Source organism: Thiohalocapsa sp. (assembly GCF_022340605.1).
Classification (GTDB): domain Bacteria; phylum Pseudomonadota; class Gammaproteobacteria; order Chromatiales; family Chromatiaceae; genus Thiohalocapsa.
In genome coordinates, this window is sequence record NZ_JAJDNQ010000010.1 from 14,675 (window position 1) to 33,817 (window position 19,143).

16 protein-coding genes, 1 tRNA gene and 1 pseudogene are annotated in these 19,143 nt (G+C 69.9%); 11 read left to right on the forward strand and 7 right to left on the reverse strand.

Annotated elements, in window-relative coordinates; all coding sequences use genetic code 11:
- Positions 1-60: 60 nt before the first annotated feature.
- The 6 genes from LJE69_RS00935 (at position 61) to moaA (ending at position 8,606) form a co-directional block, all read left to right on the forward strand.
- Positions 61-204, forward strand: coding sequence for a hypothetical protein (locus LJE69_RS00935; RefSeq protein WP_296920319.1), 144 nt, complete (start codon positions 61-63; stop codon positions 202-204).
- A complete protein-coding gene (locus LJE69_RS00940; RefSeq protein ID WP_296920322.1) occupies positions 201-635 on the forward strand; it encodes a DUF29 domain-containing protein in 435 nt (144 codons plus the stop codon). Before LJE69_RS00935 ends, LJE69_RS00940 begins: the two co-directional genes overlap by 4 nt.
- A gap of 568 nt (positions 636-1,203) precedes the next feature.
- Complete coding sequence (locus tag LJE69_RS00945; protein ID WP_296920324.1) at positions 1,204-3,153, forward strand: long-chain fatty acid--CoA ligase; 1,950 nt, start codon at positions 1,204-1,206, stop codon at positions 3,151-3,153.
- Positions 3,153-6,026, forward strand: coding sequence for an AMP-binding protein (locus LJE69_RS00950; protein ID WP_296920327.1), 2,874 nt, complete (start codon positions 3,153-3,155; stop codon positions 6,024-6,026). The genes LJE69_RS00945 and LJE69_RS00950 overlap by 1 nt, the downstream gene beginning before the upstream one ends.
- A 520-nt stretch (positions 6,027-6,546) precedes the next feature.
- Positions 6,547-7,479: a DNA ligase gene (locus tag LJE69_RS00955; protein ID WP_296920330.1), complete on the forward strand. Its 933-nt coding sequence runs from the start codon at positions 6,547-6,549 to the stop codon at positions 7,477-7,479.
- A gap of 125 nt (positions 7,480-7,604) precedes the next feature.
- The gene (gene moaA / locus LJE69_RS00960; RefSeq protein ID WP_296920333.1) at positions 7,605-8,606 is read left to right on the forward strand and encodes a GTP 3',8-cyclase MoaA; all 1,002 of its coding nucleotides are present in this window, start codon (positions 7,605-7,607) and stop codon (positions 8,604-8,606) included.
- Between the two features lie 404 nt (positions 8,607-9,010).
- Here moaA and LJE69_RS00965 read toward each other — a convergent pair whose 3' ends face one another.
- From LJE69_RS00965 to hcp, 3 genes are all read right to left on the reverse strand, one after another.
- Positions 9,011-9,709: a Crp/Fnr family transcriptional regulator gene (locus tag LJE69_RS00965; protein ID WP_296920336.1), complete on the reverse strand. Its 699-nt coding sequence runs from the start codon at positions 9,707-9,709 to the stop codon at positions 9,011-9,013.
- Entirely contained in the window at positions 9,706-10,218 is a 513-nt protein-coding gene (locus LJE69_RS00970; protein WP_296920338.1) for a hypothetical protein, read from the reverse strand. Before LJE69_RS00970 ends, LJE69_RS00965 begins: the two co-directional genes overlap by 4 nt.
- Positions 10,219-10,489: 271 nt before the next feature.
- On the reverse strand, positions 10,490-11,782 hold the full coding sequence (gene hcp, locus LJE69_RS00975) for a hydroxylamine reductase (protein ID WP_296920342.1): 1,293 nt from the start codon (positions 11,780-11,782) through the stop codon (positions 10,490-10,492).
- Between the two features lie 395 nt (positions 11,783-12,177).
- Here hcp and LJE69_RS00980 point away from each other — a divergent pair, with 395 nt between their 5' ends.
- Positions 12,178-13,128 carry an HPP family protein gene (locus tag LJE69_RS00980; protein ID WP_296920345.1) on the forward strand — a complete coding sequence of 317 codons (951 nt, stop codon included), beginning with the start codon at positions 12,178-12,180 and terminating at the stop codon, positions 13,126-13,128.
- 43 nt (positions 13,129-13,171) lie between these two features.
- On the forward strand, positions 13,172-14,614 hold the full coding sequence (locus tag LJE69_RS00985) for a 2Fe-2S iron-sulfur cluster-binding protein (RefSeq protein WP_296920348.1): 1,443 nt from the start codon (positions 13,172-13,174) through the stop codon (positions 14,612-14,614).
- 26 nt (positions 14,615-14,640) lie between these two features.
- Here the strand turns inward: LJE69_RS00985 and LJE69_RS00990 are convergent, their stop codons facing one another.
- A complete protein-coding gene (locus LJE69_RS00990; RefSeq protein ID WP_296920351.1) occupies positions 14,641-14,826 on the reverse strand; it encodes a hypothetical protein in 186 nt (61 codons plus the stop codon).
- 339 nt (positions 14,827-15,165) lie between these two features.
- Here LJE69_RS00990 and LJE69_RS00995 point away from each other — a divergent pair, with 339 nt between their 5' ends.
- Positions 15,166-15,528 (forward strand): STAS/SEC14 domain-containing protein, encoded by a 363-nt coding sequence (locus LJE69_RS00995; protein ID WP_296920354.1) that lies wholly within the window; start codon positions 15,166-15,168, stop codon positions 15,526-15,528.
- A 7-nt stretch (positions 15,529-15,535) separates the two neighbouring features.
- Here LJE69_RS00995 and LJE69_RS01000 read toward each other — a convergent pair whose 3' ends face one another.
- The gene (locus LJE69_RS01000; protein WP_296920357.1) at positions 15,536-16,411 is read right to left on the reverse strand and encodes an SDR family NAD(P)-dependent oxidoreductase; all 876 of its coding nucleotides are present in this window, start codon (positions 16,409-16,411) and stop codon (positions 15,536-15,538) included.
- 248 nt (positions 16,412-16,659) lie between these two features.
- On the opposite strand from LJE69_RS01000, the gene LJE69_RS01005 reads away from it, so the two are divergent.
- On the forward strand, positions 16,660-17,814 hold the full coding sequence (locus LJE69_RS01005) for a hypothetical protein (protein ID WP_296920358.1): 1,155 nt from the start codon (positions 16,660-16,662) through the stop codon (positions 17,812-17,814).
- Between the two features lie 154 nt (positions 17,815-17,968).
- Here the strand turns inward: LJE69_RS01005 and LJE69_RS01010 are convergent, their stop codons facing one another.
- Positions 17,969-18,682, reverse strand: a complete 714-nt coding sequence (locus tag LJE69_RS01010; RefSeq protein WP_296920361.1) for a hypothetical protein — start codon at positions 18,680-18,682, stop codon at positions 17,969-17,971.
- Positions 18,683-18,853: 171 nt separating this feature from the next.
- On the opposite strand from LJE69_RS01010, the gene LJE69_RS01015 reads away from it, so the two are divergent.
- Positions 18,854-18,938 (forward strand) — tRNA-Leu (locus tag LJE69_RS01015).
- A 63-nt stretch (positions 18,939-19,001) separates the two neighbouring features.
- Here LJE69_RS01015 and LJE69_RS01020 read toward each other — a convergent pair.
- A pseudogene (locus LJE69_RS01020) lies at positions 19,002-19,143 on the reverse strand (IS3 family transposase); the annotation flags it as partial.

Genomic DNA, 19,143 nt, shown 5'->3' on the forward strand with positions numbered 1-19,143 from the left:
GCCATCAACCGCATTGCGGGCCGCTCGCACGCCTCGAATCCCGCCATCTATACTTCGAAGATGTCCGAGAACGCGGCGAACCGCGCCGAGCTCACCGCGGTGAAGCGGCGGATCGAGTGCATCGAGCGGCGGCTGGTGCTTGGCGGACCGACACGCGCAGCCGAAGCGGTGCTTCAGCCCAACGAACAAGGGCGTCTTCCATGACCATGACCCGCTACGACGAAGACATTGCCGCCTGGTCGGCGGAGCAGGCGGCACTGCTGCGCGAAGCCCGCTTCGACGCGCTGGACCTGGAGCACATCGCGGACGAGATCGAGGACGTGGGCAGGAGCGAGCGCCGCGAGCTCGCAAACCGGATGGCCGCCCTGCTCGCCCACCTGCTCCAGTGGCAGTATCAGCCGGAGCGGCAGAGCAACAGCTGGCGCCGCACCATCCAGGAGCAACGTCGCGCGCTGCGCTACCACCTCAACCAGGTGCCGAGCCTGAAACCCACCCTCGCCGATGCGCAGTGGCAGGGCGCCATCTGGGCGGACGCCGTCACCAAGGCCATCGACGAGACCGGCATGGGCGGCTTTCCAGAAGACTGCCCATGGACGGTGGACGAGATCCTCGGCGACGACTTCCTGCCGGGCTAGCACCCCCGATGTCTGGGCTCACTGACGCATCCGGCGAGCACGTCTCTCGATGATGGCCGCCACACTTCGCCCCAGCGTTCGATGTCGCCCTGACAATCGCCGCGCCGTTGCTCAAAGCACCTGAACGTGTAGCACGCGCCCTGCCCGCGCGCCCTGCCAACGAAGCGCCGACCGCGACGCCGCCGGCACGGCATTGAGCCGCGCCGGCGGCGGGCCGAGTGAAACTCGGTGGCCCCGGGGCGGTGCTCCCCTGGGCGTGCGGGCGACTCGAAGTGCGGTAGGACATCCCGCGAACGTCGAGCGCATCGGCACCGAGAACCAGCAATACCAGCGAGCGTTGCGGGCTCACGCAGTGAGCCGGCGCCGGGCTGATTATGCGGCACCTTACACGAACCCGCGACACGCGGCGAGGCAACCAGGAATCACCGTCCCCGTCCCTGCGATTCCGCCGCAACCGCGACCAATGGTGGCCCCCGAGGCCCGGCCTATACTCGAACTGAGGCTTCACTCTACAGAGCGGCGCCGCGACCGGCGCTCGGGCCGGTGGCAACGCTGCGGAGAGGTTTTCATGGACGTTCGGACGACGCATCCAGGCAGCGCGGTGGCCGTGGTCGCTGGTAGCCCGGGTCGGTATGGTGCACCCGAGGCGGGTGCCACCGGCGAGCTTGGTCTGGACGCGGCGCGCACGCTGTCGGAGCTGTTCGCCCAACGCGTGACCCGCAGCCCGGACGCGGTTGCCTACCGGCAATTCGAGGGCGACGGCTGGCGCGATTATACGTGGCGCGAGGTGGCCCGCGAGGTGGCCCGCTGGCGCTCCGCGCTGGCCGGCGAGGGTCTTGCCGCCGGCGAGCGCGTGGCCCTGAGCCTGCCGAACGGCGTGGACTGGGTCTGCTTCGACCAGGCGGCGCTGGCGCTGGGGCTAGTGACGGTGCCGCTCTACACCACCGACAGCCCGGGCAATCTGGCCCATATCCTCAACGATTCGGGCGCGCGGCTGCTGTTGCTGTCCAGCGACGCCAGGTGGCCTTCGCTGTTGGCGCATGGCGCCGGACTGCCGGCGCTGCGGCGGGTGCTGTGCCGGCGCTGCAGCGGCGCCAACGAAGACGCCCGGGTCCGCACGACCGGCGACTGGCTGCCGCCGGCGGGCGCCGACGCCCGCGACGCGCCCGAGCCCCGCGCCGCGGACCCAAATGACACCGCCACCCTCGTCTACACTTCCGGCACCACGGGTCCACCCAAGGGCGTGATGCTCTCGCACCGCAACATCCTCGCCAACGCCGCAGGCGTCATCGCCCGCATCCCGCCGCGGCCGACGGATGTGTTCTTGTCCTTCCTGCCGCTGGCCCATGCCTTTGAGCGCACCGTCGGCTATTACCTGCCGATGATGGCGGGCTGCACGGTGGCTTATGCCCGCTCCGTCGAGCGACTGCGCGAGGACCTGCTGAGCATCCGTCCGACGGTCATGCTCTCGGTGCCGCGGGTGTACGACAGGATCTATCTCGCGATCCAGGCGAAGCTCGGCGCGCGCGGGCTCAGGCGGCTGCTGTTCGAGAACGCCGTGCGCATCGGCTGGCGGCGCTTCGAGGCGGCGCAGGGCCGCCAACGGCCGCCCGGTCTCGTGGACCGGCTACTTTGGCCCGTGCTGCGCCGGCTGGTGGCGCGGCCGGTGCTGGCGCGGCTCGGCGGGCGGCTGCGGGTGGCGGTGAGCGGCGGTGCGCCGCTGTCGCCGGCCATCGGGCGCTGCTTCGTCGGCCTCGGCCTGCCGCTGACGGAGGGCTATGGGCTCACCGAGGCGGCGCCGGTGGTGACGGGCGTCGCACCGGAAGGCTTCCGGCCGGGCTGGGTCGGCACGCCGCTGCCGGACGTCGAGGTGCGGCTAGGGCCGGAGCGCGAGCTCTTCGTGCGCGGCCCCAACGTCACCGCCGGCTACTGGCGGCAGCCGGCGGCCACCGCGGCGGCCATCGACGTCGATGGAGACGGCGATGACCACGGTGGGGGCCACGGTGGGGGCTGGCTGCACACCGGCGACATCGCCGAGATCGCCGCGGACGGCCAGATCGGCATCCGCGGCCGGCTGAAGGAGATCATCGTCACCTCCACCGGCGAGAAGATCCCGCCTACGGACATGGAGTCCGCCCTCACCATGGAGCCGCTGTTTGACCAAGCCATGGTCATCGGCGAGGGCCGGCCCTTCCTGGTCGCCATCCTGGTGCTGGACGAGCCGCGCTGGCGGGCTCTGGCGGCCAGGCTGGGGCTGGACCCGAATGACCCGGCGGCGCTGGCGGACCGCCGCGCCCTCAAGGCGGCACGGGAGAAGGTCGACGCGCGGCTGGCGGACTTCCCCGGCTATGCCGAGGTGCGCGCGCTGCACCTGACGCACATGCCCTGGACCATCGAGAACGGGCTCATCACGCCCACCATGAAGCTAAAGCGGCCCGCGTTGATGGCACGGTTCGCGGCGGTGATCGACGCGCTGTACAGCCGGGCGCAACACGCGGGCGTCGGGAAGGCGGGCTGATGCCGCGGGCCAACACGCAGCGCACCGGCAGAGGGGCCGGCGCCCCCGCGGCCGCCTCCGGCAACCGTGTCGACGCCGCCGAGCGCCTAATCGACCTGGTGCGGGCGCTGGCGCGCGACTCCGGCATCGGCGTCGCGCCGGACGACATCGGCCTCGACACCCGCCTGGAAACCGACCTCGGCCTCGACAGCCTCGGCCGCGCGGAGCTGCTCGCGCGCGTCGAGCGCGGGCTCGATTGCCGGCTGCCGGACGAGGCGCTGCTGGCGCCGACGCCGCGCGACCTGCTGGCGCTGGCGCGGCCCGGAACCGCGGCCGCGCCGGCGCACCCATCCCAGGCAGCCGGCACCCGGCCCACGACCGCGGCGGCACCCGGCACCGCCACCCTCCCCGCGACCGCGGGCACCTTGACCGAGGTGCTGGACTGGCACGCGACCCACGCACCGGACCAAGTCCACATCCTGCTCTACGAAGACGCCCCCGACCCGCGACCCATCACCCACGCGGCGCTGTGGCAGGCCGCCGCCCGCACCGCCGGCGGGCTCAAAGCGGCGGGGCTGGAAGCGGGCCAGACCTGCGCGCTGATGCTGCCGACGGGCATGGCGTACTTTGCGAGCTTCTTCGGCGTGCTGCTGGCGGGCGGCGTGCCTGTGCCCATCTACCCGCCGGCGCGCCCGGACCAGCTCGAAGACCACCTGCGCCGTCACGCCGGCATCCTCAACAACGCGGGCGCCGTGCTGCTGGTGACGGTGCCGGAGGCACGCGCGGTCGCGCGGCTGCTGCGCGCCTGGGTGCCGTCGCTGCGCGCCGTGCTGCAGCCGGCGGAGCTGGCGCAGGCGGCGCCCATCCATCGCGTCGCCGCTGCGCGCGCGGGCGACATCGCCTTTCTGCAGTACACCTCCGGCAGCACCGGCCAGCCCAAGGGCGTGGTGTTGAGCCACGCCGACCTGCTCGCCAACATCCGCGCCATGGGCGCGGCCGTGGCGGTCTGCCCCAGCGACGTCATGGTGAGCTGGCTGCCGCTCTACCACGACATGGGCCTGATCGGCGCCTGGCTCGGCAGCCTGTACTTCGGCGTGCCGCTGGTCTCCATGTCACCGCTGGCCTTCCTGGCCCGGCCGCGACGCTGGCTGGAGGCCATCCACCGCCACCGAGGCACCCTGTCGGCGGCGCCCAACTTCGCCTACGAGCTATGCCTGATGCGAATCAGCGACGACAAGCTCGACGGGCTGGACCTGACCTGCTGGCGCCGGGCACTCAACGGCGCCGAGCCCGTCAGCGCCGACACCTTGCAGCGCTTCGCCAAGCGCTTTGCCCGCTGCGGCCTGCGCGCCGAGGCCCTGGCACCGGTATATGGCCTGGCGGAGGCGGCCGTCGGCCTCACCTTTCCGCCGGTGGCGCGCGGCCCGGCCATCGACTGCATCGACCGCGAGCGCTTCTGCACCGCCGGCCAGGCGCTGCCGGTGCCCTGCGACGACCCGCGGGCCATGTCCGTGGTGAGCTGCGGCCGGCCGCTGCCGGGCTATCGGCTGCGCATCGTCGATGCCGCCGGGCAGGCGCTGCCGGAGCGCCGGGAGGGCCAGGTCTGGTTCCAGGGGCCGTCCGCCACCCGCGGCTACTATCGCAACCCCGACGCCACCGCCAAGCTCATCCACACCGCCGGCGGCGAGCGCTGGCACGACACCGGGGATCGCGGCTACCTCGCCGGCGGCGAGCTGCACCTGACCGGCCGCGTCAAGGACATGATCATCCGCGGCGGGCGCAACCTGTACCCCTATGAGCTGGAACAGGCCATCGGCGAGGTGCCCGGCGTGCGCAGGGGCTGCGTGGTGGCCTTCGCCGCGCCGGACCCCGAGCACGGCAGCGAGCGGCTGGTGCTACTGGCAGAGACGCGCGAGCGCGACCCGGCCCGGCGCGCCGCGCTGGCGCGGCGTATCCGCGAGCGCGCCACCGAGGTGCTCGGCCTGCCACCGGACGAGATCGTGCTCGCCCCGCCGCGGGCCATCCCGAAGACCTCCAGCGGCAAGCTGCGACGCGTGAGCGCCCGCGAGCGCTGGACGGCCGGCAAGCTGACCGGCGGCGCGCCGGCGCCCACCTGGCAGTTGCTGCGGGTCGGCGCCGCCGGACTCGGGAAGATGGGGCTGCACTTCGCGCGGCGACTGCCGGGGCGGCTCTATGCCGGCTACGCCTGGCTGCTGTTCGGTCTGCTGGCGCCGCCCATTTGGCTCGGCATGGTGCTGGCGCCGCGGCTCGCCTGGCGCTGGCGATTCGCGCGGCTGGGCGTGACGCTGCTGCGGCGCCTCACCTTGGTGCCGCTCGAGGTCCGCGGCCGCGAGCACATCCCCGCGCCCGGCAAGCCCTTCGTGCTGGTGTGCAATCACCAGAGCTACCTCGACGTGGGCATGCTCATCCAGGCGATCGATCCGGCGCGGCGGCCCATCGTCTTCGTCGCCGCCGAGGGGCTACGCAAGAACCCCTTCATCCGCTGGCCGATGCAACGCCTCCACGCCCTGTTCGTGGACCGCTTCGACCTGCTGCGCGGGCCCGAGGAGATGCAGCGGTTCAAGGTGATTCTGGACAGCGGGCGCCCGCTCGGCTTCTTCCCGGAGGGCACCTTCCGCGCGCAGCCGGGCCTCTTGCCGTTCCGGATGGGCGCCTTCATCGCCGCCGCCGCTGCCGGCGTGCCGCTGCTGCCGGTGGCGCTGCGCGGTACCCGCGCGCTCTACCCCGGCAACACGTTCGTCCCGCATTGGGGGCGCGTCCGGCTCAGCATCGGCGCGCCGCTGCAGCCCGCCGGCGACGACTGGCAGGCGGCGGTTGCCCTGCGCGATGCGGCGCGGGCGCATATCGCGGCCCACTGCGACGAGCCGGCGTAACCGAGCCGCCGCCCTGGGAGCGCCGGCATCTTGCCGGCCTCTGGGAGCGCCGGCGAGACGCCGGCGCTCCCAGGGCGGGCGCTTCAGGGCGTTTGGGTCGCGGCGCTCCAGCCTGCCGATGGCGCTTGTCAGGGCGGACCGCGGCCGCCAGGCCCGCGCGGGTGCCGGTTGCTCAGGCCGCTAGCGCCTGCTGCCGGGCGATGTTGCGGGCATCGCGGATGGCTTCCGAAAGGTCGCTCCTTTGGGCACGCGCACAGTTTGGGCACACCAAAAGGTCTGTGGAGCAGCAGTCGCGGCACCAAGAGTGCCGCTCCCACGTTTGCGCAAACCATGAGATCAGCGGAACCCGGTTCTCGCACGGCCGCCACGCCCGCGCGTCGACGGCCCCATACGCGCCGCCTGAATCCACGCCAACGAGGCCGGCGGCTTGCATCGGAAGGCGTAACTGGCGCACCCTCAGCGCGTGTACGAATAACCAGCCAGCGCGGCACTGCCGCCGGCGCATCATGCGGACGCTGCGATGAAGCCCCTGCCCCCTCGCCAAGGCGCGTACCTTGGCCTCTACCTGCTGCTGACATCGGCGCTGCGCCCGCAGCCGGCCGGCGGCACCGAGCCAGCCATCGACGACGCCGGCGGCGTGCCCGTCAGCACACCCGACGGCCAAGCCGCGGAAACCGCCGCGAGACCCGCCCTCGCGCTGGCCGAGGTCTACGCGCCCGGCGCCGACCTCGCCGCCTATCTGGTGAGCGAAAAGCTCGACGGTGTGCGCGCCTATTGGGACGGCGCGCGGCTGCTGACCCGCGGTGGCCACACCATCAACGCCCCCGACTGGTTCACGGCGGGCCTCCCGCCCATGCCGCTGGACGGCGAGCTGTGGCTCGGCCGCGGCCGCTTCGCCGAGGTCTCCGGCGCCGTGCGCCGCCAGGCGCCCGAGCCCGATACCTGGCGGAGCATGCGCTACATGCTGTTCGACCTGCCGGGCGCCGGGGGCGGCTTCGAGACCCGGCTCAAACTGCTGGAGCGGCTATCGGCCGGGCTGGACAACCCGCACGTGGGCTTGGTGGCGCAAAACCGCGTTGCCGATCACGACGCGCTGATGGCCCGGCTGGAGCGGGTGGCCGCCGCCGGCGGTGAGGGCCTGATGCTGCACCGCCGCGATGCGCCCTACCGGCCCGGGCGCAGCGACGATTTGCTCAAGGTGAAGCCCTACCTGGAGGCCGAGGCGCGAGTGATCGATCACCTGCCCGGCCGCGGCAAGTATCAGGGCATGCTGGGCTCGCTGCTGGTAGAGCTGCCCGCCGGCAGGCGCTTTCGCGTCGGCACCGGCTTCACGGACGCCGAGCGGCAAGCGCCCCCTCCCATCGGCAGCCTCATCACCTTCAAGTATTTCGGTCTTACCCGCACCGGCCTGCCGCGCTTCGCGAGCTTCCTGCGTGTTGCCGACGATTTCTGAAACGACGCAAAACCCCACAAACCCCCGGCTTACCGGCGTGCCGCCCCAGCAGCGGCCGGCTGCCTCGAACGGTTAACATTCATGTTCGCGTCACCCTCGTCCGCGCGCCAATGCATCGAGAGGCCATGCCGGAACAACACTCCCAACTCGTCGATGGCTTCAGCCGTCAAATCACCTACGTGCGCCTATCGGTGACGGACCGCTGCGACCTGCGCTGCGTCTACTGCATGGCGGAGGACATGACCTTCGTGCCGCGCGCCCAGCTCCTGACGCTGGAGGAAATCGCCCGCCTCGGGCGCTGCTTCAGCGAGCTCGGCGTCACCAAGCTGCGCATCACCGGCGGCGAGCCGCTGGTGCGGCGCAACGTGCTCTGGTTGTTCGAGCAGCTCGGCGCCCTGCCCGGCATCCGGGATCTGACCGTCACCACCAACGGCACCCAGTTGCCCAAGTACGCCGCCGCGCTCAAGGCCGCCGGCGTCACGCGCGTCAACATCAGCCTGGACTCCTTGCAGCGCGAGCGCTTCGCCGCTATCACGCGCAAGGGTGAGCTGGACCAGGTGCTGGCGGGCATCGACGCGGCCCTCGCCGCGGGGTTCGAGCGCGTCAAGCTCAACAGCGTGATCCTCAAGCATCGCAACCACGACGAGGTCCGCGACCTGGTCCAGTTCGCGCTGGACCGCGGTCTGGACCTGAGCTTCATCGAGGAGATGCCGCTCGGGGTCATCGGCGACCGCGACCGCGCCGAAGCCTACTATTCCAGCGAGGCCATTCGCCGCGACCTCGCCGGCCGCTTCGCGCTGATCCCCACCACCGAGACCACCGGCGGCCCGTCGCGCTACTGGCGCGTCACCGGACACGCGAGCCGCATCGGCTTCATCTCCCCGCACAGCCACAACTTCTGCGGCGACTGCAACCGCGTGCGCGTCACCGCCGAGGGCCGGCTGCTGCTCTGCCTCGGCCAAGAGCACTCCGCCGACCTGCGCCGGGCGCTGCGCGCAAATCCCACCGACGACAAGCGGGTCAAGCAGGCCATCCGGCAGGCCATGTCCATCAAACCCCCCGGCCACGACTTCGACCTCACCGAGCGGCCGATCATCTTTCGGCACATGAACGCGACGGGGGGATGAGTGCGGCCAAGCGAGACAGCTCGGCCTTGATCATAACTTCGGCCAGCGGCCGCCCGACGTGGGAGCGGCGTCCCCGCCGCGATTGGGAGCCGATCGCGCCGAGGACGGCCCTCCCACAGCGGTGGACGGACTTATGATCAAGGCCCACCGCTCGGCGGCGTACCGCTGGCGGAGCCCGGGCCGACCGGCTCGTCCGCGCGCCGCATCGACGCAACGCGCGGCCACGGCACGCCCCGCCTCGCGAACGCAGCCGTCTGGCGAGGCTTCACCTCAGACCGACAAGGCGCGATCATCGCTCTCGCGGGGGATACAGGGATCGTTGTCGTAATCGACTACCCGACTACGAATACGACGACGACAAACTTGACTCGCTCAAGCATTTGGCGCCACCAAGCAACCTAGGTTCAATCCCCGTCCGCGACCCGGCCGAGCGCATCCCGGTCGAGAATCTCCACCAGTTCGCCATGCACCCGGATGATGCCCTGGTCCATGAGCCGGCGGGTGACGCGCGAGAAGGTCTCCGGCTGAATAGACAACCGCGACGCGAGCACGGCCTTGGAGACGCTGAGCCGCAGGGTCGGGCCAACGCCGGGCTCGGCGCTGCTCAGCTCGCGCAATAGCCAGCGGGCGACGCGGCCCTGCGCCGACAGCAGGGTCAGGCTGTCGATCTCCGCGATCATGCCGTGCAGGCGCCGGCTGAGATCCCCGAGCAGCGCGAAGCAGGTCTGCGGCGACTCGCGCAGCATCGCCGCGAAGTCTGCCGAGTCGATGGCGAGCACCTGGGCCGCCTCCAGCGCGGCGGCGCAGACCGGAAAGCGCCCGCTGCCCGCGGTCTCGCTCATGAACATCACCGCCTCGGCGAAGGTCTGGCCGGGGCCGATCAGCTCGATAACCTTCTCCGCACCGTCTGGCGCGAGCCGGAACAGCCGCACCTGCCCGTCGCGCACAAAGTAAAACCGCGCCGCCGGCTCGCCTTGGCGGAACAGCACCTGCCCGGGCACGAGGCGTACCCTCGCCGAGCGTTGCAGCACGCGGTCCAGTTGGGCGTCGCTGAGAGCGGCGAGCAGCGGGGCTTGGCGGAGCTCGTCGTGGTGGGTAGTCAATAGAAAGGGTTCCTTCGGTTGAAGGTGTCGACCAGCCGATGTGGATACGAGGCCGCATGCAGCGAATCGGGGACACCGCCGAGTGTGAGATCCAGCGGATCCGGATCGCCGGGGCCAAACAGCAGAATGCCGATCTCCTCGTACAACTCAGGCGCGTCCGTGGGCAGCCGGCGCTGGGCAATGCCGGCCATCAGCACGGCCGCCTCGCCGAGCATGGTGCCGAACTTCTTCGATGGCAAGGCGGACTCGGTCTTGCCGAGAAAGAACAGGTGGCCACAGACCGCGTAGGGAAAGCGGCGATGCAGTTCCAGCGCCTCCATCACCATATCCCGATACCGGTTCTTCAGGTTCTTGCGCGGGTCGAAGACGAGGCCCTTCACGCCTGACGTGAGCAGCAGAAAGGTCTCCTGCTGGGCATCTTCGAACCAATTGCGCCGAAAGGTGATGAGCCGGATACGTGCAAAGCCGCTGCACAGCGCCCGCAGCGTCATGACTCCGTCCAAGACCATGGCACCGTGGGAGCGGCGTCCCCGCCGCGATTGGACGCCCGTCGCGCCGAGGACGGCGCTCCCACGGCGGCGGACGAGCTCATGCTCGATGCTGTTCGGGGCGTCTCGTCTGCGCTGCCGGAGCAGGGTGGATGGGGCAACTGATGCGTGAAGTCGCGGTGTCGTTACTCACTGGCGGCTGGAGGTGGCGTGCGCAGGGGCCGGCAGGATGCCGGCGCTCCCAGGATGCTGGCGCTCCGGGGCGCGTCTCGGTTGGGGCCGCCGCGGTGGCTCAGGCGCCGACGGCCACCCGCAGGTCCGCCTGTGCATCGCTCCCGGTCAGCCGCAGGTCGTAGCGTTCCTGGAGCAGCTTGAAGACGTTCGGCGAGACGAACGCCGGCGGGTTCGGGCCCAGGGTGATGCCCTTCACGCCCAGGTGCAGCAGCGTCAGCAGCACGGCGACGGCCTTCTGCTCGAACCAGCTGATGACCAGAGTCAGCGGCAGGTCGTTGACGCCGCAGTCGAAGGCCTCCGCCAGCGCGACGGCCACGGCGATGGCGCCGTAGGCGTCGTTGCACTGGCCCATGTCCATCAGCCGCGGCAGGCCCAGATGCTCGCCAAAGTGGTAGTCGCGGATGCGGAACTTGCCGCAGCCGAGGGTCAGGATGAAGGAGTCGTCGGGCGTCGCCTGCGCGTAGTCGGTGAAGTAGTTGCGGCCCTTCTCGGCGCCGTCGCAGCCGCCGATGACGAAGAAGCGGCTGATCTTGCCGGCCTTCACGGCATCGACAATGGCCGACGCATGTTCCAGCAGCACGCTGCGGTGAAAGCCGATGGTGGACTCACCGACGATGTACTCCGGGCAGGGCTCGCCGGCCAGCGCTGCCTCGATCACCGGCTTGAAGTCGCCGGGTTCGACACGCGTGCCGCCAGGCACGGCGACGGCGTTGGTGGTGAACAGCCGGCCGCGGTAGCTCTCCGGCGGGATCAGCACGCAGTTGGTGGTGCCGACCACCGGGCCCGCGAAGGCCGCGAACTCCTTCTTCTGCTCCTGCCAGGCGCCGCCGTAGTGGCCGGCGAGGTTCGGGTGCTGACGGAATCGCTCGTACATGTGCGCGGGCAGCATCTCGCCATGGGTGTAGACCTTGACATCGGTCCCCTGCACCTGCTCCAGCAGTTGCCAGAGGTCCAATAGGTCATGCCCGGTGACCAGGATGCCGGGGCCGGCGCGGGTGCCCTCGGTCACGGCGGTGGGCGCCGGCTTGCCGAAGCGCTCCACGTGGCCCTCGTCCAGCATCTGCATCACCCGCAGGTTCATCTCGCCGCACTTCAGGCAATAGCCCAGCAAGGTGTCCAGATCGAAGTTGACGTTGGTCATGGTGGCGAACAGGGCCTCCTCGATGAAGGCCGAGACTGTCTCGTCCGATTTGCCCAGGCGCCGGGCGTGATGGGCATAGGCGGCCATGCCCTTGAGGCCATAGAGCAGGATTTCCTGGAGGGACTGAATGTCTTCGTTCTTGCCGCAGGTGCCGGGGCTGTTGACGCAGGCGGATTGGCGGAAGGTCTGCTCGCATTGGTTGCAAAACATGAAGGAGACTCGTTGTTGGGGAATTTTCGCAATGGTCGCGGGGCTTATGGCTTCACGGCCAGGGGCCTAGGGCCAAGGGCGAGTCTCGGAGCAGGCGGCTGATGCGGCCTTGACTCGAATCAAGCCGCAAATCGCGCCCTTGACCAGGATCATAGGGGCGCGGGAAGCGGGTATTCACGGGGCCGCCTTGAGCGAGGTCAAGGCCGGTTGATCCGCGCACCGGCAAGGTACACGGCCATCGAAAAAACCGGACGGCGGCCGGCTGCGCCCCGCCGCAGACCTTGGGGGAGATCCATGCTCGCAATCGTGCACCGATGGCCAGCTCACGCCAGCCCGGCCCGGCATCACGCCGTTGTGCGGGAATCCGCGCGCCGGCGCGCGGGGCGGGCCTCGGCATGAAACTGCCCGCGATTTCCCGGGACCCGACCGGACACCTGGAGCGCTGGCTGTCGATGGCCGGCGGGCTGCTCGGCATCGCCCTGATCTACTGGACCTCTGCGCTGCTGGCGCCCGCCAGCGCCACCGTCCTGGTAGTGGCGTCCATGGGCGCCTCCGCGGTGCTGGTATTCGGCGTGCCGCACGGGCCGCTATCGCAGCCCTGGCCGGTGTTGGGCGGCCACGTGCTGTCCGGACTCATCGGCGTAACCGTGGCCCAGCAGGTGCACCCGGTGGCGCTGGCGGCACCGCTCGCGGTGGGACTCGCCATTTTGGTCATGCACTACACCCGCAGCCTGCATCCGCCCGGCGGCGCGACGGCCCTGACCGCCGTGCTGAGCAGCAGCGCTGCGACCCCCATCGGCTACGCCTTCGTGCTGACGCCGGTGCTGCTGAACGCCGTGGTGATCGTCACGGTGGGCACCCTGTTCAACTTTCCCTTTGCGTGGCGGCGCTACCCGGCGGTGCTGGCCGCCCGCACGGAACCCAAGGACACGCCCGCGGACGCCGAGGTGGAAGGACTGGCCGAAGACGACCTGCTGTTCGCGTTGCGCCAGATGGGCTCCTTCATCGACGCGTCCGAGCACGACCTGTTGCGCATCTACACGCTCGCCACCCGGCACGCCGACCGGGACACGCTCTCGCCCGCGGACATCCAGCCGGGCCGCTGCTACAGCAACGGCCGCTTCGGCGCCGACTGGTCGGTGCGCTGTGTGGTGGACGCCGCGGACAAGCCGGCCAACGATCTGGTCATCTACCGCGGCGTCGCCGGCGCCGAGCGGCGCTGCACCGGCACCATGAGCCGGGCCGAGCTCGCGCGCTGGGCGCGCTACGAGGTGCAGCGCGACGAAACCACCTGGCGACCCGTGCATCGGGATGACAATTCCGCCGGACAGCCACAGAGCCGCTAAACTCAAACGCTCAACTTTCGCCCACAGCCCCACGCAGCCCAACATGACACAATTGCTGTCACTATCCCGCGCCGCCCGCCTCGCCGGCGTGACCCGCGCCGAGCTGCAGCGGCGCATCCGCAACGGCGAGGCCACCACCTTCGAAGGCGAGATCGAGATCTCCGACCTGCTGCGGCTCTATCCCCGCGTCAGCCTGGAGAAGACGGGCAAGCTGGAGCAGGTGGAGCAGATCAAGGCCGCCGCCTTGCCGCGCAGCCACGAGGCGGACACCGCGCTGCCGAGCCCGCAGGTGCTGCTGGCGCGCCTCAGGTCCTTGGGCGAGGCGTTGGCGCGCAAAGCGGCGCAGGCGGATGCCCAGGCGGCGCTGATCGCGGAGCTTCGCGAGCGCCTGGCGGACAGCGGCATCAGCAATGAATTGTCGGCCTGGCTCGACGCCCGCTGCCAGGAGATCGACACCCTGCCGCCGGAGGACAGCCGCGCGCGCCTGTTCGCCAAAGACACCTTCCTGCGTCTCATGTCCGCCAACGTCAAGCTCATCCCCAGTGGCCACGAATTCTTCGTGGACGGCACCGAATCCATCCTCGAGGCGGCCGTACGCGCCGGCGTGCGGCTGGGCTACGGCTGCGCCAGCGGCAACTGCGGCGAGTGCAAGGCGCGCGTGGTCTCAGGGGAAGTGGCGCGCATCAGCGAGCACGACTATGTGCTCTCCGAGCGCGAGAAGCAGATGGGCTACATGCTCACCTGCTGCAATACGGCCGTCACCGACGTCGTGCTGGAGGCCGCCGAGGCGCGCACCACCGCCGACCTGCCGCAGCAGGACATCCGCGCCCAGATCCGCAAGCTGGAGCCCGAGGGCGACGACCTGCTGGTGCTGCACGTGCAGACGCCGCGCACCCACACGCTGCGCTTCATGGCGGGTCAGCGGGCGCTGCTGACGCTGGAGAACGACGCCGCACGCGAGTTGCCCATCGCGTCCTGCCCCTGCAACGGGCGCAACCTGCAATTCCTGGTGCGCCGCGACGACGACGCCTTCGGCGCCTACCTGTTCGATCGACACCCCACGCGAGAGATGATCCAGGTACAGGGCCCCGTGGGAGACTTCGTGCTGCGGGAGGAGGCCACTGAGCCCGCCGTGTTCGTCGCCATCGGCGACGGCATCGCGCCCATCAAGAGCCTCATCGAGCACGCGGTGTCCATCGATCAAATCGAGACGTTCCACCTCTACTGGAGCGTGGATCGCCCTGGCGGCCACTACCACCAACGCTGGTGCCGGGCGCTGAAGGAGACGCTGGACAACTTCGCCTTCACGCCGCTGGTGGACGCGCGCAGCGAGGATCTGGTGGCGATGCTGCGCGCGGACCTCGCGGCGCCCGAGGGGCTTCGCTACTACCTCGCCGGACCGGCGGCAACCATCCGGGCACTGGCGGAGGCGCTGGCCGTCGCCGGCATCCCGGCCGAGCGGATCAGCGCCGAAGGGCTTGGCTAGATCGCCGCAGCGCCGCAGCGCCGCGGCTAGGCGGCGGCGGCCGGTGGTCGCTCCTGACGCGGCGGCAGGAACACCGTGCCCTTGCCGAAGCGGTTGACGGCCTCGTTGCGCACCCAGGACGGGGCGTTGCCGTAGAGACGCAGATAGGTAAAGCCGCAGTCACCCCGCTCGATGCTGGCGACCCAGTCGGCGAAATCCCGGTTGTCTTTCATCATCACTCCCCCGCCGCTCCCGCGGTCGGGTCATTATTGTTTACGCGCGCTGTCCGCTCGATGCCGACACTCGGCACCGGGTCCGGCAACCCGCTCCCCCATACATTAACGCGAACCGGCAACGAGCGCAGCGGATTACTCCGCAATACCGCACGCCGTCGCGGGGCGCCGCCTGGGCGTCTGTATCCAGCAGCCCGCGCCGGCGCGACGCTCATGATCCTGCACCCGACGACTATGCTTGAGGTATCGGGCGCACCCCGGTAATCCGGTCGCGGTCCGCCGCCCCCGGCACCGAGGTGCGCCAATCCAAGGGTGTGCCATTGAGCAGGAGGTCATCCAATGATCGAGCGACTAACCGGACTCCCCGAGAACGTGATCGGCTTCAGCGCCCATGGCAAGGTCACCGGGGCGGACTACGAGCAGCATGTGGTACCGGCGGTAGAAGAGGTACTGATGGCGCACGACAAGATCCGCCTCCTGTACCAGTTGGGTGACGACTTCGAGGGCTTCGACGTCGGCGCCCTGTGGGAAGATACCAAGGTGGGCCTGAGCCACCTGGCCGCCTGGGAGCGCATCGCGCTGGTGACCGACGTGGACTGGCTGCGCACCACCGCAAAGGCGATGGGCTTCATGATGCCGGGCGAGGTGCGGGTGTTCACCAATGCGGAAATGGACGCCGCACGCGAATGGCTGTCGTCCTAAGACAGGATCACCCGGCCCCGCCATCGAGCCCTGTCAGCGCGGCGCTGAGCCGCCATAGCTCGGCGTTCGCCGCGGGGTCGTCGGCCTGGAGCGGTGCGGGGATCGGCTTGCGATCCCCGAAATACTCGCCGCTGACGGCAGCAACCTCGTCCGCCGTCAGCAGATAGAGCACCCGCTGCGCCGCGCGCTGCGGTTTCTGCAACGCCCAGCCAAACAGCTTTGCAAATAGCTTCAGCGCTCGGTTCTGGGCGCCATCGGTGCCGCCGAGATTGGATAGGAACACGCCCGGGAAGACACAGTTCACCGTCACGCCCGTGCCTTCGAGGCGCCGCGCCAGCTCGCGGGTGAAATGGATATTGCCGAGCTTCGACTCGCCGTAGGCACCCATCATCCGGTAAGGACGGCGCTCCCAGTTGAGATCATGGAAGTCCATGGCCGTGTCGATCCTGGTGCCCACGTTGACGATGCGCGCGCCGTCGCCCGCGGACGCCCCGGAGCGCAGCAGATCCAGCAACAGGTTGGTGAGCAGGAAGGGCCCGAGATGATTCACCGCCAGCGAGCGCTCGACGCCGTCCGCCGTCAGCCCGTGCTCGGCGAAGGCCGTGCCCGCATTGTTCACCAGCAGGTGCAGCGCATCGATGCGCCGGTGCACCTCCGCAGCACCGGCGCGGATGGCCGCTTGCGAGGCAAGATCGCACAGCAGCAGTTCCACCCGCTCGTTGCCCGTTGCGGCGACGACCTCATCGCGGGCGGCGGCGCCGCGCCCGGCATCGCGGCACAGCATCAGCACTCGAGCGCCCGCCCGCGCCAGAGCCGTAGCCACCGCCTTACCGAGCCCGGAGTTGGCGCCCGTCACCAGGGCAGTCTTGCCTTGCAGTTGCATGTGGACCTCCCGTTTGACGCCCGCGAGCGCGGGCGGATACGCCTGCGATTGGCGCTGCTGCCCGATATGGCGGTGGCCGCGGGCATCAGGCAAGCCCGGCCACCCCTCGTCCGCATGGCCTCGCACCAGTGGCGAACGTCATCCTGGCCCTGTCACGTCCGCCGCGGCCGGCTTGGCAACGGCGCCCTGCTCGCGGATCATGGAGGGCCTGAAGTGCTTTCCCCCAACAGGACGACGGACAAACAGGCATGAGCGATTCACCGGAGCAAGAAAAATCCAATCGCGCGCGAGGAAGCGACCCGGACCTCGCCGGCTATTTGCACAAAGAGTCACCGCGTGCCGCCGGCAAGCCGGACTCGATGACCACGCTGCCGACGCCGGACGACCCCCCGCCCGCGACGGCCAATATGCGCGATATGGAAAAGTCCCTGGTGGAGCGTATCGCGGACGTGGACGATGACCGCCGCCGCAGCGCGGTGCAAATGCGCAAGGCGCTGGAGACCCACCGCGAGGAAATGCGCGCCCAGCGCCGGCGTGACCACACCGCCATCCTGGTCCTCACCGGCATCGGCATCATCCTGTTGGCGGCAGTGCTGCTGTTGTTCTCGGAGATGGTCAAGACCCGCAACGCCTTCGAAGCCCGCGTCGCCGCCCTCGAGCACAAGCAGCCAGCCGCCCCTGGCACCGCTTCCGCGGACATTCAGGCGGAAATCGACCAGCTCGGCGATGCTGTCGAGGCCATCGGTGACCGGCTGACGGCGCTCGAGGGCGCCGGCCAGCGCGTGGCATCGGCCTCCACCACGGGCAGCGGCACCGCGGCCAGCGCGGCACCCGGTGCAGGGCCCAGCACAGCGCCCCCGACAGCATCGCCGGGAGCATCGCCGGCAGCGCCACCTGCCGCACCCGGCCAGTCAGCAGCAGTGGACGCCCGCGTCGCCGCACTGCTGGACGAGCGCCTGGCCTCACTAGAGGCGCGGATCGACGAGCTGCGCGCCGAGCGCCAGGCAGCCGCGGCCGGCGCGAAGACCACCAGCGCCGGCAAGGCCACCGCCAGCGCCAGCGTCGGCGAGGCAGCAAGCGCGGCCAAGCCCGGCGAGGCAGGCTCGAGCACGAACACGCTCACCACCGGCAAAAACATGGTCGCGCTTCAGCTGGTGGGTCTGCCGAGCCACGAGGACATCGAGCGCTTCATCGCCCGGCATGACCTGCCGGGCAAGATCTACCTCAAGGTCGACAGCCTGCGTGGGCGCCCATGGTATGGCTTGATTTACGGCATGTACCCGGACATGGCCGCGGCCGAGGCCGCGCGCAAGGCGCTGCCGCCCGATCTTGCCCGGCTGGACATCTGGCTGCGGGAACTGCCGGCGGGAACGCCCCTCGAAATCCTGAAGGGCCAGCGTTGAGCCATGCATGGGTCGCGCCCCAGGCGGTGCTGAGCGGGGGTACGACGGGGGCGCGAACAGGACCCGAACAAGAACCCACCCGGGACCAAAGGCGGCCGGTCTCCGACACGGCCGCCAGCGCCAGCCGCAGCAGGCACTGGCAGGGTCGCGGGCTTCAGGGTGCGAGGGTCGGCAGCTTCACGCCCTCGCCGTCGAAGACCAGCTCCAGGTCCGTGTCCGCCAGGGTCTGGATGACATTCGGATCCTGCTCGATGTCGAACACCCAGGATGCGCGCCGCCCGTCCACCTGCGGCGCATTGGTCTTGATGATGTCCCCCGGCACGACGATGGTCTGAGCGATGCGAAAGCCCGTCAGCATCGTCGTCATCTGCTGCATCAGCTGCGGCCCCGGAGCGTCGCCGGACAGGTCCGTATTGCCGCCGCCACGCTGGATGAGCTTATAGTCGCCCTCGCGGGTGGGAATAATGGAGAGCTTGCTGTCTTCGAAGAGCTCGGTGTGCTTCAGCGCGCGGATGTCGTCGAAGGTCAGCGTGAGGTCGATGTACTTCCAACCGTCCACCTCCTCGGACGACAGCGCCGTCAGCTCAACGCCATCGGGCTTGTCCGCCTCGAAGTCGGCCCGCACCTGCCTCGGGTCGAAGTCGAACGGCATCTCCTGCGGCACCTCCAGCCCGTCGCCGCCCTGGGCCGCCATCTGCTGCATGGCCTGCAACTGGGCAATGGTCTGCTCCGACATGCCATAGCGCATGGCGAGTGTGCCCGAGCCGTCCGCGTTCAGCGTCAAGGTCTGATCCACCTTGATGCAGCCTGCCAGCGTCAGCATTGCACTCAGCACCAGCACCCATCCCCAGCGTCGCGTCGTCATCATTATCAATCTCCGTTGTCTCAAACCAAGCCGGCTGCACCGCCGCGGGCGACCTTGACTGCCGGCACAGGCGCGCCGCGGCTGGCGCGCGGGCGGAGTATGCATCGCGGCGCATTCAGACGCGACAGCCGATTCCGTCGCGGCCGGTCACAAGCTAGACTACCCATCTCGCCTGCGCGGGTGGCGGAACTGGTAGACGCGCTGGATTTAGGTTCCAGTGGAGCAATCCGTGGGGGTTCGAGTCCCCCCCTGCGCACCAATCGAATCAATGGCTTGCATCATCTCTTTTGCCCGGGCGGAGAAACGCCGGGCCCAACGTGACGCGACTGCCGTAGAACGGCCGACGGGTGTACTCGGCGTCGATCAGCCGCAACAGCTCCAGATCCAACTCGTCGAGGACGTCCTCAGCGCGCGGCGCGTACACCCAGGAACGCACCACCCCCGCCAGCTCGCACTGACGACTC